The organism is Nonomuraea corallina, from assembly GCF_027620315.1.
GTDB lineage: Bacteria > Actinomycetota > Actinomycetes > Streptosporangiales > Streptosporangiaceae > Nonomuraea > Nonomuraea corallina.
In genome coordinates this window covers 1-23,817 of sequence record NZ_JAPNNL010000114.1, presented here as the reverse complement: position 1 = coordinate 23,817, position 23,817 = coordinate 1, and the positions used below count along the sequence as shown (strand labels likewise).

The following is a 23,817-nucleotide window of genomic DNA, read 5'->3' as shown; positions in this document are numbered from 1 at the left end:
CGTTGTCTCGGCATGCGAGATGCTAGGACGCCCAACGAGATGCTCGGGTAATCTGACAGGTGATGCGTCAGGTGCTCGTACTCATTGCCTGCCGCGGCGGGGCCTGTTAGGGCAGGTCGACGACCCGCCGCGGTGAGCGGCGTCGTGTCGGCCGGTAAGCCCCATCGCCCGGTCCGTGACCCGGACCGGCGAGCTCAGGTCCGGTCGGGTCCGCGACCGGGGTTCCGACTCACTGCAACCACACACCCCGCGAAACGAGATGATCACCATGCGCGAGTACACCGCCGACGAGCACCGCGACGAGGCCGCCGAGGCCCTGCAGACCGCCCTGGACCGCCGTGACAACGGCGGCGCGCCCCAGAACTCCAGCCGGTAGCGGACGGCCGCTTCCGGCCGGTGGTCAGGCGCGGTCATGACACCCCGGTGCGCCTCCGGTGTGAGAGATTGAGCTCGGCAGCAGTGCCACCTGTCCACTAGATGAGATCAAGTGTTCGTCTGACGAGACGAGCCGGTAAGGTACGCCCATGGAGTCGCGCAACATCCGCCTGGCCGTCATCCCGGGAGACGGCATCGGCACCGAGGTGGTGGCCGAAGGGCTGAAGGTCCTCGAGGCCGTCGGCACCAAGATCGATGCCACCCACTACGACCTGGGCGCCGCCCGCTACCACCGCACCGGTGAGACCCTGCCGGATTCCGTGCTGGAGGAGCTGCGCGGTTACGACGCCATCCTGCTCGGCGCCGTCGGCGACCCCAGCGTCCCGCCGGGCGTGCTGGAGCGCGACCTGCTGCTCAAGATCCGCTTCGCCTTCGACCACTACGTCAACCTGCGCCCGGTCAAGCTCTTCCCGGGCGTCGAGACGCCGCTGGCCGACACCCCGGCCGAGGACATCGACATGGTCGTCATCCGCGAGGGCACCGAGGGCCTCTACGCCGGCACCGGCGGCACCATGCGCCGTGGCACCGCGTACGAGATCGCCACCCAGGAGTCGCTCAACACCGCCCACGGCGTCGAGCGGGTGGTGCGCTACGCGTTCGAGAAGGCCCGCTCGCGTCCGCGCAAGAAGCTCACCCTGGTCCACAAGACCAACGTGCTCACCTTCGCCGGCGACCTCTGGCAGCGCACCGTCAACCGGGTCGCGGAGGAGTACGCCGACGTCACGACCGACTACAGCCACGTCGACGCCGCCTCGATGTTCTTCGTCACCCAGCCCGAGCGGTTCGACGTGGTCGTCACCGACAACCTCTTCGGCGACATCATCACCGACCTCGGCGCCGCCATCGCCGGCGGCATCGGGCTGGCCGCCAGCGGCAACATCAACCCCGAGGGCACCGCGCCGAGCATGTTCGAGCCGGTCCACGGCAGCGCGCCCGACATCGCCGGGCAGGGCAAGGCCGACCCCACCGCCACCATCCTGTCCGTCGCCATGATGCTCGACCACCTGGGCCTGCGCGACGAGGCGGCCAAGGTCGAGCAGGCCGTCGCCGACGACATCGTGGAGCGGCTGGCGGGATGGAGCAGCCGTTCCACCCGCGAGATCGGCGACGACATCACCGAGCGAGTATCGAGCTAGGGGCCGCCCTTGCTCAGAAAGCGCCTGGCGGTCCGTTCAAGGACCACCGGGCGCTTTCTCATGTCCAAACGGACAAGTACCCCTTGCAATCCCAAATGGCGAGACAATAGGAAGTACGGACTGCCGTCGCGCGGCAGCCCGCAGGAACCGCAGAGACAAGGACCACCTCATGACCATCGCTCAGAAGCTCAGCTTCGACGTGCAGCTATCCGACCACGCTCGCACCGCGGCCGAGCGCGAGCAGGTGCTGGCCAGTCCCGGCTTCGGGCAGGTCTTCACCGATCACATGGTCTCGATCGACTACACCGAGGGCCGGGGCTGGCATGACGCCAGGCTTGAGCCGTACGCGCCGCTCACCCTGGACCCCGCCACCTCCGTCTTCCACTACGCCCAGGAGCTCTTCGAAGGGCTCAAGGCCTACCGTCAGGTCAACGGCTCGGTGGTGATGTTCCGCCCGTACGCCAACGCCGCGCGGTTCAACCGCTCCGCCGAGCGCATGGCCATGCCCGAGCTGCCCGAGGACACCTTCGTCGAGTCGCTCGAACTCCTCGTCCAGACCGACAGGGACTGGGTGCCCACCACCGAGGGGCACAGCCTCTACCTGCGCCCCTTCATGATCGCCACCCAGGTCGGGCTGGGCGTCAACTGGCCCTCCAAGACCTACCGCTACCTCGTCATCGCCTCGCCCGCGGCCTCCTACTTCACCGGCGGCCTCAAGCCCGTGTCCGTCTGGCTGTCCACCGAGTACACTCGCGCCGCTCCCGGCGGCACCGGCTTCGCCAAGTGCGGCGGCAACTACGCGGCCGCCTTCGTCGCCCAGCGCCGGGCCGTGGAGAACGGCTGCGACCAGGTGGTCTGGCTGGACGCGGCCGAACACCGGTACGTCGAGGAGATGGGCGGGATGAACCTGTTCTTCGTCTTCGGCGACACGCTCGTCACCCCCGCCCTGACCGGCACCCTGCTGCCCGGCATCACCCGCGACTCCATTCTCGCCCTCGCCGCCGACCTCGGGCTGCGGGCGGAGGAGCGCGCCATCACCGTCGAGGAGTGGCAGGCCGGCTGCGAGTCCGGCGAGCTCACGGAGGTCTTCGCCTGCGGGACCGCCGCGGTCGTCACCCCCGTCGGGTTCGTCAAGGGGGCCGACCGGTCCTGGACCGTGGGAGAGGGGACGCCGGGGCCGGTGACGATGCGCATCCGTGAGGAGCTGGTGGGCATCCAGTACGGGGCGCGCCCGGACACCCGCGACTGGGTCCACAAGATCGGCTGAGCGTCCGGGGCGGGCGGGTCAGAGGTTCAGCAGCCTCGTCGTGTCGAGCAGGCAGTCCCACGGGGCCGGGAGGGGCAGCGGAGCGCCCACCGGCTCCACCGTCTCGCACGCGTACCCGCCCGCCTCCGGCCGGCTGTGCAGCTTCAGCAGGCGCTGGAACGGGTCGACCACCAGGTAGAGCGGCACCCCGGCCGGGGCGTAGCCCATCGGCTTGATCACGTGGTCGTCGTAGGCGTTGCCGGCCGAGACCACGTCCACCAGCAGGAGGGTGCTGGCGCCGCGCACGGCCTCGTCGGTCTCCATGACGGGGTTCTGCGGCACGACCGTCAGGTCGGGGACGTAACGGTCGGCCTCGTCGCCGAGGTGGACGGTGATGTTGGGCCAGATCTCCCAGCGGCGTTCGGCGACCACGGGCGCCAGCTGGGCGAGCAGCTGGGCGATGACGGTGTTGTGCTGCCAGGTGCCGGGCTCGTTGACCACGATGCGGCCGTTGATCCGCTCGATGCGGAGCTCCGGGAACAGGTCGCGGACGGTGCGGTAGCGCTCTTCGACAGGCCTGATCATGTCCCCGGCTCTCACAGTCGGTCACCATTTCGTGCAGAGCGTAATCGTCCCTGGTCGCTGGGGCAATGGCCGGGTAAAGGTCAGTCCGCGTCCGGGTCGACGGCGGCCAGGCGGCGGCGCAGGTGGGCGCGTTCCGGTTCGGTGCCCGCCAGGCCGAGCGCCTCGCGGTAGGCCGCCGCGGCTTCCGGCAGCCGGCCGAGCCGTTGCAGCAGGTCGGCCCGGGCCGTCGGATAGGGGGCGTACGCGCGCAGCCGCGGCTCGCCGGCCAGCTCGTCGAGCAGCGCCAGGCCCGCCTCCGGGCCGTCGCGCAGGGCGACGGCCGCCGCCCGGTTCAGCTCCACGACGGGGGAGGGCGTGAGCGCGAGCAGGAGGTCGTAGAGCGCCACGATCTGCGGCCAGTCGGTGGTCGCGACGTCCGCGGCCTCGTCGTGCAGCGCGGCGATCGCGGCCTGCACCCCGTACGGGCCGGGCGGGCCACCGCCCAGCGCGACGGGCACCAGCCGGAGCCCTTCCTCGATCATCGTCCGGTCCCAGCGGCCGCGATCCTGCTCGCCGAGCAGGACGAGCTCACCGCCGGGCCCGGTGCGGGCGTCGCGCCGGGCGTGGATCAGCAGCATGAGCGCGAGCAGCCCGGCGACCTCGCGTTCGGCGGGCAGCAGGCGACGCAGGATCCTGACCAGGCGGATGGCCTCCTCGGCGAGGTCGGGCCGCTGCAGATCCGGCCCCGCGCTGGCCGCGTACCCCTCGGTGAAGATCGAGTAGATCACCTGGAGCACCCCGGGGAGCCGCTCGGGCAACTCGTCCCTGCCGGGCGCGCGGAACGGGATGCGCGCCTCGCGGATCTTCCTCTTGGCGCGCACGATCCGCTTGGCCATCGTCGCCTCCGGCACCAGGAACGCCCGCGCCACCTCCGGGGTGGCCAGCCCGGCGAGACAGCGCAGCGTCAGCGCGCCGCGGTCCTCGGCGTTCAGCGCCGGGTGGGCGCAGGTGAAGAAGAGCTGCAGCCGCTCGTCGGGCAGGTCGCCGCCCGCGCCGGCGGGGGGCGCCGCCCGGTCCGCCTCCACCGCGAGGAACGCGAGCCGGGCGGCGTACGCCCTGTCACGTCGCAGCCGGTCCACGGCCCGGCGCCGGGCCGTGGTCATCAGCCACGCCCCCGGCCTGGGCGGCACCCCGTCGACCGGCCAGCGCACCAGCGCCGCCTCGATCGCCTCGGACGTGACCTCCTCGGCCAGGTCCAGATCGCCGAAGCGGCGCGCGAGTGCGGCGAGCAGCCGGCCGCGTTCCTCGCGGAAGACCGCCTCCACGTGCTCGGTGTGCGGGCCGGTCACGACGGTCAGCCCTCGAACTCGGCGATCGGCCGCACCACCACCGAGCCGCCGCCGGCGGCGCCCGGGCAGCGGCCCGCCCAGTCGAGCGCCGCGTCGAGGTCGGGGACGTCGATCACGTAGTAGCCGCCGAGAACCTCACGGGTCTCGGCGAACGGCCCGTCGGTGATGGTCCGCCGCCCCCCGGCGTCCACCCGTACGACCGTCGCGGTGGTCAGGTCGGCCAGCGAGTGGCCGGTCACGAAGATCCCCGCGTCCTTCACGGCCCGGTCGAACGCCTGCCAGTCCTCGAAGGACGCCTCGCACGCCTCCTCCTGCGCCTCGCCGGTCCCGGCGCTGTTGATCAGCATCATGTACTTCACGTTCTCGCTCCTTCTGTCGTGCCTGTGCCCTGTCTACGAACGGGACCTCGCCGGATGGACAGGCCCGCGGCACGCATGTGCGCCGGGGTCGGATCGGGCGGGCGCGGGGCGAGCTGCTCACCGATCGACGACACCTGCCTTCACTGGGGTGATTCTGGCCTGAAGCTGCCAGATAACACCCCATGTCCTGGTTCCGGTAGGGTCGCGGCGATCGGTGGACGAGAGCGGGGCGGATGAACAAGAGGGTGGCGGCCGTGGTGGCCGCCGTGGCGGTCCTGGCCGTGATGGCCGTCGTGACGCTGGTCCAGCAGGGGCCGGCGTCCGAGGGCGTGCGGCTGATGCGGCAGCCTGACGGGTCGATGGTGCTGGCCGACCGGGGCGGGAAGGCGCCGGTGCTCGACCTGTACGAGGACTTCGAGTGTCCCGTCTGCAAGGAGCTGCACGCACGGGTCGACGACACGATCCAGCGGCTGGCCCGTGAGGGCAAGGTCAAGGTCGTCTACCACCCCGTCACGATCTTCCGCCAGGAGCCGTCCCGGTCGAACTCCGTCAGGGCCGCCGCGGCCGCGCGGTGCGTGCCCGAGTCGAACTGGCTGGCGTTCCGGGACGAGCTGTACGCGATGCAGCCGGCGCCGCACGGCGTGGCGTCCGGATTCACGGTGGCGGAGCTGGTGACCGCCGCGCGGAAGGCCGGCGCGCCGTCCGCCGAGTCGTGCGTCACCTCCCAGGCCTACGCCGAGGCGCACCTGCGGGACACCGCCGGCATCCGCATCGAGGGCACGCCGACCGTCGTGCTCGACGGCACGGTGCTCGGCAACGAGGCGTTCGACCCGGTGGCGCTGGAGAAGGCCATCACAGGCGGTGACGGGGTCACCGTCTGACAAAAACTGTCCCGAATCATGAGATCGATGTCCAGGGCACTGGATTCGTGTGGCAGACTCGGGAGCACCATGTTCTACGGTCTGCTCATTATCGGCAGGCGCGCTGGCTGACGCAGGGACACCGCCAGCGCGCAGACCTCTCACGTCCGTGAGGGGTCTTTTTCTTTTCCTCGACTTCCCAGAAAGAGAACCCATGGCCGACGACCGGTTCCACGTCTACGACACCACGCTGCGTGACGGCGCACAGCAGGAGGGGCTCAACCTCACGGTGGCCGACAAGCTCGCTGTCGCGCGCCACCTGGACGGACTGGGCGTCGGCTTCATCGAGGGCGGTTGGCCCGGCGCCAACCCCAAGGACACCGAGTTCTTCAGGCGCGCTCGCACAGAGCTCGACCTGAAGCACGCGCAGCTAGCCGCGTTCGGCGCGACCCGCCGGGCAGGTGTGAAGGCGGCCGACGACCCTCTGGTCGCCGCTCTGCGCGAATCCGGCGCGCCGGTCGTGACCCTTGTCGCCAAGAGTCACGACCGGCACGTGGAGCTGGCTCTCCGCACGACTCTCCAGGAGAACCTCGCGATGATCCGCGACACGGTCTCTCACCTCCGTGCGGAGGGCCAGCGCGTTTTCCTCGATGCCGAGCACTTCTTCGACGGCTACACGTCCAACCCAGCCTACGCGCTGGAAGTCGTCAGGACCGCAGCCGAGGCCGGGGCCGACGTGATCGCCCTGTGCGACACCAACGGCGGCATGCTCCCCGACGAGCTGGCCGAGATCGTCCACGCCGCCGTCCAGACCAGCGCCCGGGTCGGCATCCACTGCCACGACGACACCGGCTGCGCAGTCGCCAACACGCTGGCCGCGGTCAAGGCCGGCGCCACCCACGTGCAGGGCTGCGCCAACGGCTACGGCGAGCGCTCCGGCAACGCCAACCTCTTCACCGTGGTCGCCAACCTGCAGCTCAAGCGCGGGTTCGAGCTGGTGCCGCCGCAGGCGCTGGCCGACATGACCCGCATCGCGCACGCGATCACCGAGGTCACCAACGTCACCCCCAACTCCCACGCCCCGTACGTCGGCACCTCGGCGTTCGCCCACAAGGCCGGCCTGCACGCCAGCGCCATCAAGGTCGACCCCAACCTCTACCAGCACATCGACCCGGCCCAGGTCGGCAACGACATGCGCATGCTGGTCTCCGACATGGCCGGGCGCGCCTCGGTCGAGCTCAAGGGCCGCGAGCTGGGCTACGAGCTCACCCCCGGCAACACCAAGGAACTGGTCACCCGGGTCAAGGACCTGGAGTCCAAGGGCTTCACGTTCGAGGCCGCCGACGCCTCGTTCGAGCTGCTGCTGCGCGACACCGTACGCGGCGAGCGCAGGCGTCACTTCGACGTCGAGTCCTGGCGGGTCATCGTCGAGCACACCAAGGGCGGCGACCTGGTCAGCGAGGCCACGGTGAAGCTGCACGCCAAGGGCGAGCGGATCGTCGCCACCGGCGAGGGCAACGGCCCCGTCAACGCCCTGGACAAGGCGGTCCGGCTGGGGCTGGAGAGGCTCTACCCCGACCTGGCCAAGGTGGAGCTGGTCGACTACAAGGTCCGCATCCTGGAGGGCACCCACGGCACCGGCGCCGTCACCCGCGTGCTCATCACCTCCAGCGACGACGCCACCGAGTGGTCCACGGTCGGCGTCGGCCAGAACGTCATCGACGCGTCCTGGCAGGCGCTGGAGCAGGCGGTCACGTACGGCCTGCTCCGCGCCGGCCACGAGTGCTGACGCCGTTCAGGGGCGCTGCCGGTGGGCGCGTGGGCAGCGCCCCTGATGGGCTTTCGGCTCCGGCGGCGCGGGGAAAGCCCTGGTGAGGTGGTCGTGAGAGGATGCCAGGATGGCGGCGGCGACTCGTCCGAAAGTCGACAGCATCTCACCGGGCGACCTGGTCGACCTGGCGCTCCAGGGGCGGATCAGGATGCCTACGTTCCAGCGCTCGTACCGATGGGACCAGGACGACGTCACCCGGCTGTTCGACAGCGTCCTGCGGGGCTACCCCATCGGCATCGTGCTGTTCTGGCAGCGGCCGGCGACCGCGGCGAGTGTGCTGATCGGCCATCTGCGGATCGAAGCGGACGCGGTCGGCGACGCCTTCTGGGTGGTGGACGGCCAGCAGCGGATAACCAGCCTGGTGGGTGCGCTCACCGCCACCGAGGAGACCGTGGACCCACGGTTCCGCATCTATTTCGATGTCGCTCAGAGGACTTTCGTCTCACTGCCGCGTCGGCACCAGCCCGGCGAAGACCGGTTCCCCATGTCCCTGGTGCTGGACCCGGCCGGAGTCAACGCTTGGATCCGGGCTCGGGCGCACCTCAGCAGTGAGCAGATAGCCCTGGTCGACCAGGTGGTGGCCGCTGTCCGGGACTACCGGATCCCCATGTACGTCGTCACAGGCCACCATGAGGACGCGCTGCGGGACATCTTCGAGCGTACGAACACGTTCGGGAAGCCGTTGAAGAGCACCGAGGTGTTCAACGCCCTGCACGCCATGTCAGGGAAGGGGAAGCCCGGTGACCTACGGATGCTGCGTGACAGCGTCCGCACGTTCGGGTTCGGCGAGTTGCCGGAACAGATCCTCGTGCAGAGCCTCCTGGCGATCAGGGGCGTTGAGGCCGACCGTGATCTCCGCGACGAGTTCGTTGACGACGACGACAGGCGCAAGACTTTCGCGCGGACCGAGTCCGCGCTCGGACATGTCGTCGACTACCTTCGTGACGAGGCGGGGATTCCCCACGTCCGACTGGTGCCTCGCGAGTGGTGCATCCCTGTACTGGCCGGATACGTGGCGACCTTCGGTCCGCCGCAGGGCAGAGCCGCCGAGCTGATCCGGCGTTGGATCTGGCGGAGCGCGGTTCTGAGGGGTTTTCACGCCGACACGGTGGAGTTGAGGAGCGCGACCGCGGCCGTCCACACCGATCCTCTGGCAAGCGCACAACGACTCCTCGGCCTGCTGCCACGGATGGACCGGTGGAGCCCTGACCTGTCGAAGGTCGGGCTCGACCGCGTGGAGGGGAGGGTCAACGTGCTCGGCCTGCTGTCCCGGTCGCCGAGACGCCTCTTCGCCGACCCGGCGAAGTCTGGAGAGCCGATCGATGTGATGCGGTTGCTGGATGACGGAGGCCCACTGATTCCCATCATCCAGGACTCGAGTCCTTCTGGACATGAGCTGGCCAACCGGCTGATCCATCCCCCCTCCGAAGAACCCATCGTGGATCTGCTCATGCGTCAGGAATTCGATGATCGCGTGCTCGCCGGCCATTGCCTGGACGCCGCGTCCATGGCGTTGCTTCGCGGCGGGCGGCTGGACGGTTTCCTGCGGAGACGTGCCGAAGAAGTGAGGTCGGTCATCGCCGACCACGTGCAGAGCCGCGCGCTGTTCGGCTTCCCGGACGGGCCCGATGTGACGGCGCTACTCGGCGAAGGTGAAGAGTTTGACTGACATCACGGCCGGCGTCTTCCTCGGCCATCGCCGAGTCGGCACTCTGAGCTACCGTGCCGGCAGTACCTGGTTCGACTACGAGGACCGGGAGCCCGAACATCCCGTCCTGGGCCAGGCGTTCGAGGCGAACCCTCGTAAGCGCCGGTCGGGTAGTGGCTCGGTGCCGGAGTGGTTCGCCAATCTCCTACCCGAAACCGGCAGCGGATTGCGTAACCTGATCGGCCGCGAACTGGGCCGATCCCACCTGCACGACTTTCAGGTCCTGCTCTTCCTGGGTGAAGATCTCCCGGGAAACGTACGGGTCGTACCGGAACCCAAGACCTCGCCAATCCTGGATCTGGAATGTCGTTCCTCCGATGACGAAACAGGAAAGGTGAGATTCTCCCTGGCCGGAGTGCAGGCGAAGTTCTCCATGCGGTGGGAGGGCAAGGGTCTGGTCCTGCCGATGTCCGGACGGGGAGGCGACTGGATCGTCAAGCTTCCCGACCGTCGGTTTCCCGAGGTTCCCGCCAACGAGTACGCCATGTTGACGTGGGCAAAGCTGGCGGGTGTCGACGTGCCGGACATCCGGCTCCTCACGGGAGCCGACCTCAGCGGCCTGCCAGCTGGCTTGATCTTCCCCGAGGAGAATGCGTTCGCGGTGAGACGGTTCGACAGGCCCGCCGGGCACCGTGTCCATCAGGAGGATTTCGCCCAGATAAGAGAGGTCGCGGTCGCGTCCAAATACGAGAAAGCGACCTACACGGGCCTGGCCCGGTTCATCAAGACGGTGTGTCCGCAGGATATCGAGGAGTACCTGCGCAGGCTCGCCTCTATCGTGGTCATGGGGAATCTGGACGCGCACCTCAAGAACTGGACTCTCCGTTACCCCGATGGGATCACAGCGAGACTCTCCCCGGCATACGACTTCGTATCCGTGTCGGCCTACGAGGAGTTCCGCGCCGAAGAACTCGCGTTCCCGGTGAACGGAGGCAGGATCGCCAAGCACATCACCTTGCACAATTTCCGGAATCTGGCCCGTCGCGCAGACCTCGACCCGGACCACGTCAGCACCGTCGTCGCCGACACCGTGACGGCGCTCCTGGAAACGTGGCCTCAGGCCGCACCACTGGCTCCGGCCTTCGTGACCGCCCACATCGAGAAGCGGTTGCGGTCACTCCCTCTGGTGAAGGAGGTGAAGCGATAGCACGGTGGACCACCTGCGCGGTCAGAGGAGGCGCGCCGGGAACGTCGCGCCGTTGACCGTGACCTTTCCGCCCGAGCACGAGACCTTCGGGTCGTCCGTGCCCGGCACCACGATCGTCAGCAGCGACGTCGCGGCGGGCGATACCACGACGTTGGCAGGCTTCTTCGACAGGTAGGTCGGCGACACCCAGCCGCGCTTGCCGCCCCGCTCCACCTTCTGCCCGCCCACCGGCCGGCAGGAGGAGAGCTGCACCAGCGTGACCTTGAACGAGCCGTCGCCGAGCACCACCCGGCCGCCCTTGTTGGAGATCAGCTTCAGGTCCTCGTCGAAGCGCCACAGGCTGCGGACCTTCTTGCCGCCGGCGGCGGTGTCGTGCACCGCCATCACGTCCTCGCCGTGGCCGACGAGCACCGACCGGGTGCGGGTGACGCCGTAGGCCTTGTCCGACAGCCGGAACGCCTGGCGGTCCTTGCCGTACACGGCCTTGTCGAGCTTGCTGGCGGTGCGCGGCCGGAACCGCTGGCCCACCACGGTCGGCACGTTGTGCGCCTCGGGGGAGAGGGTCCAGTAGCGGTACGCGGTCTTCTCGTAGGAGTGGAAGCCGGCGTCGACGAGGATGTCGCGGCCCTGGGCGTAGTAGGTGACGCCGAGGTGGTCCTCGTGGCCGTGGTCCTTCATGCCGGGACCGAACCTGATCGAGTAGTACGCCGATTCGCGTTTGTCCCAGTCGGTGCGGCCGTAGACGTACCCGGCCCGGTACGTGCGGACCTTCTCCTTCGGCGTGCCCGTCTCCATCTTCGGCTCGGTCTCGGCGCTGCCGTCGCCGATCGGCACCATGTAGCCGTTCGGCTGGGTGGAGTGGGCGATGAAGTCCTTCATCGCCTCGGCCCGCCTGCCGATCTCGCCGGGCACCGTACGGCCGCACGCGCGCATGTTGGTCATCGCGACCTGGAGCCTGCCGTACACGTAGACGGCGTAGCGCGGCGCCTGCTCCATCAGCGCGCCCTGGGCGTCGACGTCCAGCTTCACGGTGCCGGTCAGCCGCCTGGACGCCAGGTCGGACCAGTCCTTGCGGCCGTATCGGCAGCCGATGGCCATGAGCGCGATGTCCTGGTCGATGCCGTGGTTGTGGCCCTTCTTGTAGAGCCGGGGGTCCGACAGCAGCTTGGCGTGGACGGACAGGCTCTCCTTCAGCCAGCTCTCGTTCACGTGCCTGCTCAGGCAGACGAGCGGCTGGGTGCGCAGCGAGACCGGGTGGTCCTTCCAGACGTAGGACCTGGTGCCGCGGGCGCCGTGCCTGTTGTTCGCCACCCAGTCCTTGGTGATCTCCTTGGCGCGGTCCAGGTAACGCTTCTCGCCGGTGTTCTCGTACTCGACGACGAGCGTGCCCATCCAGCGCAGCGAGTGGAAGACGTACTCCCATGAGCGGTTCTTGTACGGGCTCGCGGTCCAGTTGATCTTCTTGCCGAGCTTGTAGGAGGGCAGCCCGACCAGCGAGATCTCGCCGCGCATCACGTCGCCGGCCGTGGGGGTGCCGGGCAGCCAGTCGCCCTGGCACTCGGCGGTGCGCTTGACGGGGGCGTCCGCCTGGGCCGGGCTCCCAGCAGCGCCGAGGACGAGCGTGAGAGCAAGGGGGATCGCGAGGCGGCGCACGCCGATTCCTTTCGGGCCAAAGAGGTGAGGGTGAATCATGCTGTCCGAATCGCGATCACCTGGTCAAGTCGGGTGCGCGAGCGTCGGCCGCCGATTCCCTCGGGTCCGGCGCCTGTCAGGCCCCGGGCACCCGTTCGGACACGGTATCGGACATGCTAAAGGTCATGAGATATGAGGACATCGTGTTCCCCGACACGCCCGTGTGCCACGCGGCCCTCGAGGTGGCCACCAAGTACCAGACGCCCTCGCTCCTGAACCACTCCATCAGGGCCTACGTGTTCGCCGCCGCCCACGGGCAGGCGAACGGCATCGCGTTCGACGCCGAGCTGCTCTACGTGTCGGCGATGCTGCACGACCTGGGCCTGACGCCGGAGTTCGACAGCCACGCGGTGCCGTTCGAGGAGGCGGGCGGCCACGTGGCCTGGGCGTTCACGGCGGGCGCCGGATGGCCGGAGGAGCGCCGGACGCGTGCCGCCGAGGTGATCGTCCGTCACATGTGGGACGAGGTGCCGGTGGACCGCGACCCGGAGGGCCACCTGCTGGAGCTGTCGACCGCCATGGACATCTCGGGGCGGCGCACCGAGGACATCCCGCCGGACGTCCGGGACGAGGCGCTGCGCCGCCACCCGAGGCTCGACCTGGCCGCGGAGTTCGCCGGGTGCATCACCGAGCAGGGGCGGCGCAAGCCGTCGAGCGTCGCCGGGTCCGCCCTGCGGGGTGGCGTCCTCGACCGGATCGCCGCCAACCCGCTGGACCGCCTCTGAGGCCGGCCTCAGGACGCGGGTGAGGCGTTCTGGACCACCTCGAAGGTCCACACCTCCGAGGCGGAGGCGGCCGGGCCCTGCCCGTGCCCATGCCCATGCCCGTGCCCGTGCGCCTGGCCCTGCGCCTGCCCGTGTCCCTCGCCGCCGCGCTCCGCGGCGGCCTGGGCGTGGCCGCGCTGGAAGGCCTGGCTCTCCTGCCAGCGCTGGAAGTCCTCCTCGCTGCGCCAGCGCGTGTAGACGAGGTAGAGGTCGGTGCCCTCGACCGGGCGGAGCAGCTCGAACCACTCGAACCCGTCAGCCGACTCCACCAGCCCCGCCCGGTTCGAGAACCGCTTCTCCAGGGTCTCGCGCATCTCGGCGGGAACGGTCAGCACGTTGATCTTCACCACGGACACGGGAGCTCCTCCAGGACGTTCCGGCGCTTGCCCGACAAGCAAATCACGGCGGCGTCCCGTTCCCTGGGCGGACCCCGCCGGTGGCGGCGATAGCCTTGTCGGGTGCGTATAGCGAGGTTCTCCGCAGGCGAAGGCGTGGCGTTCGGCGTGGTCGAGGGCGGCCCCGGTGAGGAGGTCGTCTCCGCCGTCGCGGGTCATCCGTTCAACCAGGTGCAGTTCACCGGCGAGCGGTTCCCCCTGTCGCAGGTGAAGCTGCTCGCCCCGATGCTGCCGAGCAAGGTCGTGGCGATCGGCCGCAACTACGCCGAGCACGCCAGGGAGATGGGCAACGAGGTGCCCGACGAGCCGCTGATCTTCCTCAAGCCGTCCACCTCGGTGATCGGTCCCGGCGAGTCCATCGCCTACCCGACGTCGCTCTCCCACCGCGTCGACCACGAGGGCGAGCTGGCCGTCGTGATCGGCAGGCTCTGCCGCGACGTGCCGGTCGAGCGGGTCAAGGACGTGATCTTCGGCTACACGTGTGCCAACGACGTCACCGCCCGCGACCTGCAGAAGAAGGACGTGCAGTTCACCCGGGCCAAGGGCTTCGACACCTTCTGCCCGCTCGGCCCGTGGATCCGGACCGACCTCGACGCGTCCGACCTGGCGCTCACCACGTCCGTCAACGGCGAGATCCGGCAGAGCGGCCGCACCAGCCAGCTCATCCACGACATCCCCGCCCTGGTCGCCCACGTCAGCGCGGTCATGACGCTGATCCCCGGCGACGTGATCCTGACCGGCACGCCCGCGGGCGTCGGCCCGCTGGAGATCGGCGACGAGGTCAGCGTCGGCATCGAGGGCATCGGCACTCTCACGAACAAGGTGGTTGCACGTGACTGATCTACGGGTGCGCTTCGCCCCGTCCCCGACCGGCATGTTCCACGTGGGCGGCGCCCGCACGGCCCTGTTCAACTGGGCGCTGGCCGAGCAGTCCGGCGGCCGGTTCGTGCTGCGCATCGAGGACACCGACGCGTCGAGAAACCGTCCCGAGTGGACCGAGGGCATCATCTCGGCCCTCGACTGGATCGGCGTCAACGGCACCAACCCCGCGTTCGAGGGCCCCTACTTCCAGTCGACGTTCGAGCCGCAGCACCGCGAGGCGGTGGCCAAGCTGCTGGCCGATGGCAGGGCCTACTACTGCGACTGCACCCGCGAGCGGCTGGTCGCCCGCACCGGCTCCGAGCACCGCGGCTACGACGGCCACTGCCGCGAGCGCGGACTGACCGCGGGCGCGGTCCGCTTCCGCACCCCCGACGAGGGGGTCACCGTGGTCGAGGACCTGGTCCGCGGCAACGTGGAGTTCCCCAACGAGGCGCAGGAAGACTTCGTCATCGCCCGCACCGACGGCTCGCCCCTCTACGTGCTGGCCAACGCGGTCGACGACATCACCCAGGGCATCACCCACGTGGTGCGCGGCGAGGAGCACCTCGGCAACGCCGCCAAGCAGGAGCTGCTCTGGCCGGCGCTGGGCGCCACCCCGCCGGTGTGGGCCCACCTGCCGGTGATCGTCAACGAGCAGCGCAAGAAGCTCTCCAAGCGCCGCGACAAGGTCGCGCTGGAGGACTACCGCGCCGAGGGCTACCTCGCCGAGGCCATGGTCAACTACCTCATGCTGCTCGGCTGGGGTCCGGGGGACGACCGCGAGATCATGCCGTGGTCGGAGATGGCGCCCCTGTTCCGGCTGGAGGACGTCAACTCCTCCAGCGCCTTCTTCGACGAGAAGAAACTGCGCGCCTTCAACGGCGAGTACATCAGGACGCTGCCGCTGGAGACGTTCGAGGAGCGCTGCCTGCCCTACCTCGAACCGTCCTGGGACCATGAGCTCTTCAGCAAGGTCGCCCCGCTGGCGCAGACCCGGGTCGCGGTGCTGTCGGAGATCCGGCAGAACGTCGACTTCCTGTTCCTGGAGGAGCCGGTGTTCGACCAGCCCTCCTGGGACAAGGCGATGAAGAACTCCCCTGAGGAGATCCTCAGCGGCTACCTTGAGCGGCTCGACACCGTGAGCTGGGACCCCGAGTCGCTCAAGGAGGCGCTGGAGGAGGTCGGCGCCGCCCAGGGGCTCAAGCTCGGCAAGGCCCAGGCCCCGGTGCGGGTGGCGATCACCGGCCGGACGGTCGGCCTGCCGCTGTTCGAGTCGATCGAGGTGCTCGGCCGCGAACGCGCCCGCGACCGCCTCCGTGCCGCGCTGGCACGCCTGCGAGGCTGATCGCCGCCCCGGTCACCGCCGACCTGCCCGCTGAGGTGCGGGACGTCCGCGGTGACCGGCAGCGACCTGGACTGGACGTACGCGCAGCCGACCGAGTTCATGGTCAACGCCCGTTCGCGCAGTGGGCGGCCGAGAACGCCGAGGCGCTCCTCTGAAGCCGTCCTGAAGGCGTCCAGAGCCGTCCAGAGCCGTCCAGAGCCGTCTAGAGCAGGCCGCGTCGCTCCAGCAGCGGGCGGATGCTCGCCTCGCGGCCGCGGAAGGCGCGGAACGACGCCAGCGGGTCCACGCTGCCGCCCCGCGACAGCAGCTCGCCTCGGAAGTGGTCGCCGTTGGCGCGCTTGAGCCCGCCGTTCTCCTTGAACCACTCCACGCTCTCGGCGTCCAGCACCTCGCTCCAGATGTAGGAGTAGTAGCCGGCGCTGTACCCGCCCGAGAAGATGTGCATGAAGTAGTTGGTCCGGTAGCGCGGCGGGACGGGCGCGAAGGCGATCCCGGCCGCCTCCAGCGCCGCCTTCTCGAACGCCTCGGCGTCGGCCACCTCCTCGCCCGGCGCCAGCTTGTGCCAGGCCCAGTCGAGCAGCGTGGCCGCGAGATACTCGACCGTCTTGAAGCCCTGGTTGAACCTCTCCGCCGCCTTCAGCTTCTCCACCAGCTCGGCCGGCATCGGCTCGCCGGTCTCGTGATGGCGGGCGTAGCTCTCCAGGATCTCGGGCCAGGTCAGCCACATCTCGTTGACCTGCGACGGGTACTCCACGAAGTCGCGCGGCACCCGCGTGCCCGACACCCGCGGGAAGCGCACCCGGCTGAACAGCCCGTGCAGCGCGTGGCCGAACTCGTGGAAGGCGGTGTTCACCTCGTCGTACGACAGCAGCGTCGGCCCGGTCGCCGGCTTGGTGATGTTCAGGTTGTTCATCACCACCGGCTTCTCGTCGAACAGGAACGACTGGTCGACCAGGTTGTTCATCCAGGCCCCGCCGCGCTTGTTCGCCCTGGCGAACGGGTCGAGCAGGAACAGGCCGAGTGCGGAGCCGTCCTCGTCGAACACCTCGAAGACCCGCACGTCGGCGTGGTAGCCCGCCAGGTCGGGCCGCTCGGTGAAGGTCACCCCGTACAGCAGCGTCGCCGCCTTGAACACCCCGTCGCGGTAGACCCGGTCCAGCTCGAAGTAGGGCCGCATGGCGTCGGCGTCGAGGTCGTAGCGGGCCCGGCGCAGCTTCTCCGCGTAGAAGGACCAGTCCCACGGCTCGATCGCGAACCCCGCCTGCTCGGCCAGCGCCTGCGCCTCCGCCTCGGCGTTGCGCACCGCCGGGCCGACGAGCTGGCCCAGCATCTCCTCGACCGCCTCCACGGTCTTGGCCGTCTGGTCGGCGACCACGTACGCGGCGTGGTTCGGGAAGCCGAGCAGGGCGGCGCGCTCGGCGCGCAGCGTGGCCATGCGGACGGCGAGCCCGAAGTTGGCCGGCGCGCGGCCGACGCTCAGCTCGAACAGCCGCCTGCGCACGCCCCGGTCGGTGAGCTGGGCCAGCGCGGGCTGGTTGGTGAAGTTGAGCAGCGGCAGCACGTAGCGGCCGTCCTTCTCCAGCGACCTGATCGTGGCCTCGTCCAGCCCGTCGAGCTCCTTGGCGTCCTCGACCACCAGCGCCGACTCGGTCGAGGCCTTGAGCAGGTTCTGCGAGAACTCGGTCGACAGCCTGGACAGCTCCTCGTTGAGCCGCCGCAACCGGTCCTGCTCCGGCTCGGTCAGGTCGGCGCCGGCCCTGACGAAGTCCTCCCGGTACTTCTCCAGCAGCCACGCCTGCTCCGGGTCGTCCGTGGTCACCCGCTTGACGCGGGCCCACAGCGCCCGGTCGAGCAGGATCGCGTCATTGTGCCGGGTCAGCTCGGGCGAGACGCGCTTCTCGATCTCCATGACGGCGTCGGAGGTGTTGGACGCGGCCACGCTGAAGAACACCGTGGCCGTGCGGCGCAGGATCCGGCCGGATCGCTCCAGCGCGGCGATGGTGTTGTCGAACGTGGGCGGGTCCTCGTCGCCGGCGATCGCCGCGACCTCGGCCAGGTGCTCGGCCATCCCCCGCTCGAACGCGGGCAGGTAGTGCTCCTCGCGGATCTCGGCGAACGGAGGCAGCCGGTAGGGGAGGCTGCTGGGGGCGAAGAAGGGGTTGTCGGCCAACGCTGGGGCTCCTCCACGAGGCGGTTCGTCCCCTTCAGCTTGGCATGTCCGCAGGGGTGTCGCGGATTCGTTTTGGCCTTACCCCCTCCACTGGGCTATTCTTTCGGACGTCGCCGAGCGCGCTCCGCAGGGGCTCGCGAGCGGTGGGGTATGGTGTAATTGGCAGCACGACTGATTCTGGTTCAGTTAGTCTAGGTTCGAGTCCTGGTACCCCAGCATGAGACGGATGTCTGATAAGGGCATCCGTTTTTTGGTTTTATGGAAGAGTTCCGGATCCGGCAGCGGGCTTTAGGCCGCTTCGTCGCTCCCTTCGCGCTGTATCTCGCGCTGTTCTTCGTCGTCGCCGTCGTGCTGGCCGGCGTCCTCACCCGTGACGGTCTGTGGAGCCTGGTCCTCGCGACGGCCGCCACCGGCGCGCTCGTCGGCGTGCTGGTGTCCCGATACCGCCGCATGGTCCGCGGCACCGTCGTCCGGTTCTCCGACGCGGGGGTGGAGATGGCCGACACGTACGGCTTCCGCCTCCGGCTGAAGTGGGCCGACATCGAGCGCGTGGACGCGGTGGAGAGCCGCATGCCCAGCGCCCGGCGAGTGACGCGCCCAGGCGGCGTCCGGGTGCGCGCGGGAGCCATGCAGAGCCTCGGCCTGGTCGGCTGGGGCGAGCGCGAGGCGCCGCCCCGCGTCTCCGGCTGGATGTGCGCCCATCTGGACCGGGTGCCGGTCGACCCCGCCACCGGCCTGCAGCGGCTCAGCATCCCCCTGGGAGCCGTCGAACCGCTGTGGGAACACGGGCGCATGGGCGAGTGGGTGCGCCGTCACCGGCCCGACCTGATGCCCCGATCCTGACGGCCGCGATCATGCTCCCCCAGGGGGAGGCAAAGCGGTTTGGAGTGCTACTTGGCGTGCGGTAGAGTTACGTCCGTTGCCGGGGAGGTCCCCGGCACACCGCTTGTGGACAGGGTCCCGTCGTCTAGTGGCCCAGGACGCCGCCCTCTCAAGGCGGTAGCGCCGGTTCGAATCCGGTCGGGACTACCACTGCCGCAAGCTCACGAAGGTCCCGTCGTCTAGTGGCCCAGGACGCCGCCCTCTCAAGGCGGTAGCGCCGGTTCGAATCCGGTCGGGACTACGCCTTCGACGAAGACCCGGTCCACAGACCGGGTCTTTTCGCTTTTCCCGCTACCGGTCGCCTTTTTTCGGATGCGCGGACTCATTCCGGGACACCCGCCGCCCTCCGGGAGACCGGACGGGCGGCGGGTTTCTCCCCACCGGCTACGGCGTCGCCGAGCGGGCCTTGAACAGCGCCCGGCGCGCCGCCTTGGCCACCTGCTTGTCGGGATGGACCTGGGAGATCCGGTCCAGCAACTCCTCGACGTGCGCGTGCGGGATCTTCCAGATCACCTCCAGCAGCTCGTTGAGCATCTCCGGATCGATGTCGCGCAGGCTCCCCACGAACTCCGTCCGGCCCAGCCCGGCCGAGATCGTCCACATGTCGAGGATCAGCCAGTAGGTGTCGTCCTGCGTCGGCTGCGGCGCGCCCTCCACCTCCAGCTGGCTCAGGTGGGTGGCCGCGTACGGGCGCAACGACGGCTGCTCGAGAGCCGCCTGCCAGGCCGGGACCGCGGCGGCGCCGAGCGCGCCGACCACGCTGGCCGCCTGCACCCGGATCAGCGCGTCGGCCTCGTCCTGGGCCGCCGCCTCCAGCAGCTCCTGCGCGGCCGTGACGGGCTCGCGCAGCCGCATCCACGCGGCCAGCTCGGCGTCGGCCTCCTCCTCCGGCAGTTCGGCGCTGAGCACCAGCAGCTCGTGGGCGCTCATCGTCTCGATCGCCGGGCGGGCGTCGATCTCGAGGTCGGAGTCGTCCACCAGGTGGACGACGCCTTCGGTGCCGAGAGGGGTGAGCCTGACCGTGTCGCCGTCGACCTCGACCATGCCGTAGCCGGTCAGCCAGGTGAGCACGGAGGCCAGCGGGTCGCCCGTCGCCTCCCAGGCGTCGCCGCCCAGCTCGTCGTTGTCGGCGACGGCCCCCGCCAGCTCCTCGCGCAACTCGGGCAGCTCCCGCGAACCGCCCGCGAGCAGCAGCCGGACGAGCAGGTTGCGGGTCAGACCGGCCAGGGCCATGGCGAGGTCGTCGTCCGCCGGCTCCGGGTCGCCGTAGTCGACCGAGTGCAGGCCGAGCATCCAGGCGTCGAGCACGTCCTCGTCGTCGTCGAACGGCCACTCCGAGGTGTCGTCCTGGACCGCGACCGTGTTGCCCTCGCCCGGTTCCAGGAACTCCAGGTCCACCGCGAGGTTCCAGACGTTCCACAGGTGCGGGACGGACTCCGCCAGCGGTCCCTGCGTGTCCGGCCTGGGCAGGCCGACGGCGGCCAGCGCCTCCTCGATCTCGGCGTCGCTGAGCAGGGTGTCGTCGCCCATGCGCCGGCCCGAGCCCACCCACAGGGCCAGGTCGCGGGCCTGGGCGATCAGCGGCACCTCCCGGGCGGCCGCGGCCAGCTCGGTGTCGGGACGCAGCCGGATCGTCGGCAGGGCGGCCAGCGCCTCGGCGAACGGCTCCAGGTCGCCCAGGTCGCCGGCCTCCTCGTCGTCCTCGTCGCCTTCGAGGTCGTCGATGAGATCCTCCATGATCTCGACGAACGGCTCCTCGACGTCGTCGAGCTCGGCCCGCAGATCGTCGAGGCTGTCGGAGCCCGTGGTCAGCCTGCCGGTCTCCGAGAGGAACGTCAGGTAGGCGTCGACGGCGGGCAGCATGCCGTCGGCCGCGGCGTCGGGATCGTCCACGACCTTCGGCATGCGGTCCAGCAGCAGGTTGCGCAGGTCGGCGCGCTTCCACGTGCCGAGGTCCTGCGAGAAGGCGAGACGGTGCCACAGGGCGGCGGGACCCACCAGCTCGGGGTCGCTGTCAGGCGCGTTGGCGCGCGCCCACAAGATGAACTCTTCGAGCAGGGGTCGCAGCTCAGTGGCGGCTACCTCGATGCGATCTGTCACGCACTCAGGCTAGTGCTCCCGCGAGACACTCGGCTCCCCGAATTCCGATGGGAGGTCCGCTTCATGACCCGTCCCGGCGACTCACGGCGACGGACAAGGGCCGGCCGATGGGCGCGGGCGGCCGGTCACGAGGTGCGCCGCATCGCCTCGGTGATCCGCTCCGCCGACGCCATCACCGGCACCGCGTGCAGCCGCCCCGGCGCCCTCGTCAGCCGTTCGATCGGGCCCGACACCGAGACGGCCGCGACCACCTTGCCGCCGTTGCCCCTGATCGGCGCGGAGACGCTGGCCACCCCCTGCTCGCGCTCGCCCACACTGTGCGCCCAGCCCCGCCGCCGCACCGACGCCAGCGTGGCGGCGGTGAACTTGGCGCCGCGCAGCCCGCGGTGCAGCCGGTCGGGCTCCTCCCAGGCCAGCAGGATCTGCGCCGCCGAGCCCGCCGTCATGGGCAGCGCGGAGCCGACGGGCACGGTGTCCCGCAGGCCGCTGGAGCGTTCGGCCGCGGCCACGCACACCCGCTCGTCTCCCTGGCGGCGGTAGAGTTGCGCGCTCTCGCCCGTGGTGTCCCGCAGGTGGATCAGCACGGGGGAGGCCACCGCCAGCAGCCGGTCCTCCCCGGCGGCGGTCGACAACTCTGAGAGCCGCGGGCCGAGCACGAACCGGCCCTGGGTGTCGCGGCTCACGATGCGGTGGTGTTCGAGCGCGACGGCGAGTCTGTGGGCCGTGGGGCGGGCCAGGCCGGTCGCCTGGACGAGCTGCGCCAGTGATGCCGGTCCGGCTTCGAGGGCGTTGAGTACCAGAACGGCCTTGTCCAGTACTCCGACTCCGCTAGAGTTGTCCATACACCGATACTGCAGTCTCGCCATATGAGAAGGCAAGTCGGCTGGGTGCCCGCGAGGGAGCGCCGGTCTCTCGGCTGAGGAGCGCAGGAAGCGAAGCGACCGGAGCGACGAGGGACCGGGTCTCGGCGACCGAGCGGCGATGCGCAGCATCGCCTGTGAAACAGGAGGAAACCATGGGCCGCACACTGGCGGAGAAGGTCTGGGAGCAGCACGTCGTGCGCCGTGCCGACGGCGAGCCCGACCTGCTCTACATCGACCTGCACCTCATCCATGAGGTCACCAGCCCGCAGGCGTTCGACGGGCTCCGGCTCGCCGGCCGGAAGGTGCGAAGGCCCGAGCTGACGATCGCCACCGAGGACCACAACGTGCCCACGGTGCTCGGCCCGATCTCCGACCCCGTCTCCAAGACCCAGGTCGAGACCCTGCGCAAGAACGCCGCCGAGTTCGGCATCCGGCTGCACCCGATGGGCGACGCCGGCCAGGGCGTGGTCCACATCATCGGCCCGCAGTTCGGTCTGACCCAGCCGGGCATGACGATCGTCTGTGGCGATTCCCACACCTCCACCCACGGCGCGTTCGGCGGCATCGCGTTCGGCATCGGCACCAGCGAGGTCGAGCACGTGCTGGCCACCCAGACGCTGCCCGCCTACCGCCCGAAGACCATGGCCATCGAGGTCTCCGGCGAGCTGCCCGTCGGCGTCACGGCCAAGGACCTGATCCTGGCGGTCATCGCCGAGATCGGCACCGGCGGCGGCCAGGGCTACATCATCGAGTACCGCGGCGAGGCCGTGCGCAAGCTCTCCATGGAGGGCCGCATGACCGTCTGCAACATGTCCATCGAGGCCGGCGCCCGCGCGGGCATGATCGCCCCCGACGAGACCACGTTCGACTACCTCAAGGGCCGCCCGCACGCCCCCACCGGTGCGGCCTGGGACCAGGCCGTGGCGTACTGGAAGACCCTCAGGACCGACGACGACGCCGTGTTCGACAAGGTCGTGGAGATCGACGCCACGACGCTCACCCCGTTCGTCACCTGGGGCACCAACCCCGGCCAGGGCCTGCCGCTCGGCGCGAGCGTGCCCGACCCGGAGAGCTTCACCGACCCGGTGGCGCGCTCCGCTGCCGAGCGGGCGCTGGAGTACATGGCGCTGACCCCCGGCACGCCCCTGCGCGACGTCGAGGTCGACACCGTCTTCGTCGGCTCCTGCACCAACGGCCGCATCGAGGACCTGCGCTCGGCCGCCGAGGTGCTGCGCGGCCGCAAGGTCACCACCCGCATGCTGGTCGTGCCCGGCTCGATGATGGTCAAGAAACAAGCCGAGGAGGAGGGCCTGGACGAGGTGTTCAAGGCCGCCGGCGCCGAGTGGCGCGAGGCCGGCTGCTCCATGTGCCTGGGCATGAACCCCGACACGCTCCAGCCCGGCGAGCGCAGCGCCTCCACCTCCAACCGCAACTTCGAGGGCCGGCAGGGCAAGGGTGGCCGCACCCACCTCGTGTCGCCGCAGGTCGCCGCCGCGACCGCGATCACCGGCCGCCTGACCGCCCCCGCCGACCTCTAGGAGACCACGCACCATGGACGCCTTCACCACCCACACCGGCAAGGCGGCGCCGCTGCGCCGCAGCAACGTCGACACCGACCAGATCATCCCGGCCGTCTGGCTCAAGCAGGTCAGCCGCACCGGGTTCGAGAAGGGCCTGTTCGCCGCCTGGCGCGAGGACCCCTCGTTCGTGCTCAACGACCCCGCCTACGCGGGCGCCTCGATCCTGGTCTCCGGGCCGGACTTCGGCACCGGGTCCTCGCGGGAGCACGCCGTCTGGGCGCTGCAGCAGTACGGCTTCCGCGTCGTCATCGCCGCCCGCTTCGGCGACATCTTCCGCAACAATTCCACCAAGATGGGCCTGCTCCCGGTCGTGCTGCCCGGCGACCGCGTCGAGGCCCTGCAGCGGGCCGTCGAGGCGGACCCGGAGCTCGACGTGACCGTCGACCTGGTCGAGCGTCAGGTCCGCTGGGCCGACGAGACCGTCGCGTTCGAGATCGACGACTACACCCGCTGGCGGCTGATGGAGGGCCTCGACGACATCGGGCTGACCCTGCGGCACGCCGACGACATCACCTCGTACGAGAATGGTC

General features: G+C 70.0%; 20 protein-coding genes and 3 tRNA genes. 15 read left to right on the top strand and 8 right to left on the bottom strand.

From position 1 onward, the window contains the following. The first annotated feature begins 524 nt into the window (after positions 1–524). Both OUY22_RS24645 and OUY22_RS24640 read left to right on the top strand, forming a co-directional pair. Positions 525–1,571: a 3-isopropylmalate dehydrogenase gene (locus tag OUY22_RS24645; RefSeq protein WP_270157510.1), complete on the top strand. Its 1,047-nt coding sequence runs from the start codon at positions 525–527 to the stop codon at positions 1,569–1,571. A 169-nt stretch (positions 1,572–1,740) separates the two neighbouring features. After that, a complete protein-coding gene (locus OUY22_RS24640; protein ID WP_270157509.1) occupies positions 1,741–2,838 on the top strand; it encodes a branched-chain amino acid aminotransferase in 1,098 nt (365 codons plus the stop codon). Positions 2,839–2,856: 18 nt separating this feature from the next. On the opposite strand, the gene OUY22_RS24635 is transcribed toward OUY22_RS24640, so the two are convergent. The 3 genes from OUY22_RS24635 to OUY22_RS24625 form a co-directional block, all read right to left on the bottom strand. Further along, entirely contained in the window at positions 2,857–3,402 is a 546-nt protein-coding gene (locus OUY22_RS24635) for a Uma2 family endonuclease (protein ID WP_270157508.1), read from the bottom strand. 80 nt (positions 3,403–3,482) lie between these two features. Continuing rightward, positions 3,483–4,730: an RNA polymerase sigma factor gene (locus OUY22_RS24630; protein ID WP_270157507.1), complete on the bottom strand. Its 1,248-nt coding sequence runs from the start codon at positions 4,728–4,730 to the stop codon at positions 3,483–3,485. Positions 4,731–4,735: 5 nt separating this feature from the next. Continuing rightward, positions 4,736–5,080, bottom strand: coding sequence for a YciI family protein (locus tag OUY22_RS24625; protein WP_270157511.1), 345 nt, complete (start codon positions 5,078–5,080; stop codon positions 4,736–4,738). A 242-nt stretch (positions 5,081–5,322) separates the two neighbouring features. On the opposite strand from OUY22_RS24625, the gene OUY22_RS24620 reads away from it, so the two are divergent. The 4 genes from OUY22_RS24620 to OUY22_RS24605 all read left to right on the top strand — a co-directional run bounded on the left by OUY22_RS24620 (position 5,323) and on the right by OUY22_RS24605 (position 10,635). Further along, complete coding sequence (locus OUY22_RS24620) at positions 5,323–5,970, top strand: DsbA family protein (RefSeq protein ID WP_270157506.1); 648 nt, start codon at positions 5,323–5,325, stop codon at positions 5,968–5,970. 193 nt (positions 5,971–6,163) lie between these two features. Continuing rightward, positions 6,164–7,738, top strand: a complete 1,575-nt coding sequence (cimA, locus tag OUY22_RS24615) for a citramalate synthase (RefSeq protein WP_270157505.1) — start codon at positions 6,164–6,166, stop codon at positions 7,736–7,738. Positions 7,739–7,847: 109 nt separating this feature from the next. Beyond that, positions 7,848–9,449: a DUF262 domain-containing protein gene (locus OUY22_RS24610; protein ID WP_270157504.1), complete on the top strand. Its 1,602-nt coding sequence runs from the start codon at positions 7,848–7,850 to the stop codon at positions 9,447–9,449. Next, the gene (locus OUY22_RS24605) at positions 9,442–10,635 is read left to right on the top strand and encodes a type II toxin-antitoxin system HipA family toxin (protein ID WP_270157502.1); all 1,194 of its coding nucleotides are present in this window, start codon (positions 9,442–9,444) and stop codon (positions 10,633–10,635) included. Before OUY22_RS24610 ends, OUY22_RS24605 begins: the two co-directional genes overlap by 8 nt. 21 nt (positions 10,636–10,656) lie before the next feature. Here the strand turns inward: OUY22_RS24605 and OUY22_RS24600 are convergent, their stop codons facing one another. Continuing rightward, positions 10,657–12,288, bottom strand: a complete 1,632-nt coding sequence (locus tag OUY22_RS24600; protein ID WP_270157501.1) for a heparinase II/III family protein — start codon at positions 12,286–12,288, stop codon at positions 10,657–10,659. A gap of 164 nt (positions 12,289–12,452) precedes the next feature. On the opposite strand from OUY22_RS24600, the gene OUY22_RS24595 reads away from it, so the two are divergent. Next, positions 12,453–13,052: an HD domain-containing protein gene (locus OUY22_RS24595; RefSeq protein ID WP_270157500.1), complete on the top strand. Its 600-nt coding sequence runs from the start codon at positions 12,453–12,455 to the stop codon at positions 13,050–13,052. An 8-nt stretch (positions 13,053–13,060) separates the two neighbouring features. Here the strand turns inward: OUY22_RS24595 and OUY22_RS24590 are convergent, their stop codons facing one another. Then, positions 13,061–13,447 carry an antibiotic biosynthesis monooxygenase family protein gene (locus tag OUY22_RS24590; protein WP_270157499.1) on the bottom strand — a complete coding sequence of 129 codons (387 nt, stop codon included), beginning with the start codon at positions 13,445–13,447 and terminating at the stop codon, positions 13,061–13,063. A 102-nt stretch (positions 13,448–13,549) separates the two neighbouring features. On the opposite strand from OUY22_RS24590, the gene OUY22_RS24585 reads away from it, so the two are divergent. Then, entirely contained in the window at positions 13,550–14,326 is a 777-nt protein-coding gene (locus OUY22_RS24585) for a fumarylacetoacetate hydrolase family protein (RefSeq protein WP_270157498.1), read from the top strand. Continuing rightward, positions 14,319–15,692 (top strand): glutamate--tRNA ligase, encoded by a 1,374-nt coding sequence (gene gltX / locus OUY22_RS24580; protein WP_270157497.1) that lies wholly within the window; start codon positions 14,319–14,321, stop codon positions 15,690–15,692. The genes OUY22_RS24585 and gltX overlap by 8 nt, the downstream gene beginning before the upstream one ends. A gap of 202 nt (positions 15,693–15,894) precedes the next feature. On the opposite strand, the gene OUY22_RS24575 is transcribed toward gltX, so the two are convergent. Next, on the bottom strand, positions 15,895–17,862 hold the full coding sequence (locus tag OUY22_RS24575) for a M3 family metallopeptidase (RefSeq protein WP_270157496.1): 1,968 nt from the start codon (positions 17,860–17,862) through the stop codon (positions 15,895–15,897). Positions 17,863–18,006: 144 nt separating this feature from the next. Here OUY22_RS24575 and OUY22_RS24570 point away from each other — a divergent pair. The 4 genes from OUY22_RS24570 to OUY22_RS24555 all read left to right on the top strand — a co-directional run bounded on the left by OUY22_RS24570 (position 18,007) and on the right by OUY22_RS24555 (position 18,985). Beyond that, a tRNA-Gln gene (locus OUY22_RS24570) sits at positions 18,007–18,078 on the top strand. A 42-nt stretch (positions 18,079–18,120) separates the two neighbouring features. Beyond that, positions 18,121–18,705, top strand: coding sequence for a hypothetical protein (locus OUY22_RS24565; RefSeq protein ID WP_270157495.1), 585 nt, complete (start codon positions 18,121–18,123; stop codon positions 18,703–18,705). Between the two features lie 113 nt (positions 18,706–18,818). After that, positions 18,819–18,894: transfer RNA gene (locus OUY22_RS24560), tRNA-Glu, on the top strand. An 18-nt stretch (positions 18,895–18,912) separates the two neighbouring features. Beyond that, positions 18,913–18,985 (top strand) — tRNA-Glu (locus OUY22_RS24555). Between the two features lie 143 nt (positions 18,986–19,128). On the opposite strand, the gene OUY22_RS24550 is transcribed toward OUY22_RS24555, so the two are convergent. Together OUY22_RS24550 and OUY22_RS24545 are read right to left on the bottom strand one after the other, a co-directional pair. Next, positions 19,129–20,844, bottom strand: coding sequence for a hypothetical protein (locus OUY22_RS24550; RefSeq protein ID WP_270157494.1), 1,716 nt, complete (start codon positions 20,842–20,844; stop codon positions 19,129–19,131). 125 nt (positions 20,845–20,969) lie between these two features. Continuing rightward, a complete protein-coding gene (locus OUY22_RS24545) occupies positions 20,970–21,686 on the bottom strand; it encodes an IclR family transcriptional regulator (RefSeq protein WP_270157493.1) in 717 nt (238 codons plus the stop codon). A gap of 173 nt (positions 21,687–21,859) precedes the next feature. Here OUY22_RS24545 and leuC point away from each other — a divergent pair, with 173 nt between their 5' ends. Both leuC and leuD read left to right on the top strand, forming a co-directional pair. Continuing rightward, a complete protein-coding gene (gene leuC, locus OUY22_RS24540; protein ID WP_270157492.1) occupies positions 21,860–23,245 on the top strand; it encodes a 3-isopropylmalate dehydratase large subunit in 1,386 nt (461 codons plus the stop codon). A 13-nt stretch (positions 23,246–23,258) separates the two neighbouring features. Further along, positions 23,259–23,817 (top strand): 3-isopropylmalate dehydratase small subunit (gene leuD, locus OUY22_RS24535; protein ID WP_270157491.1); only part of this gene is annotated, 559 nt, incomplete at its 3' end.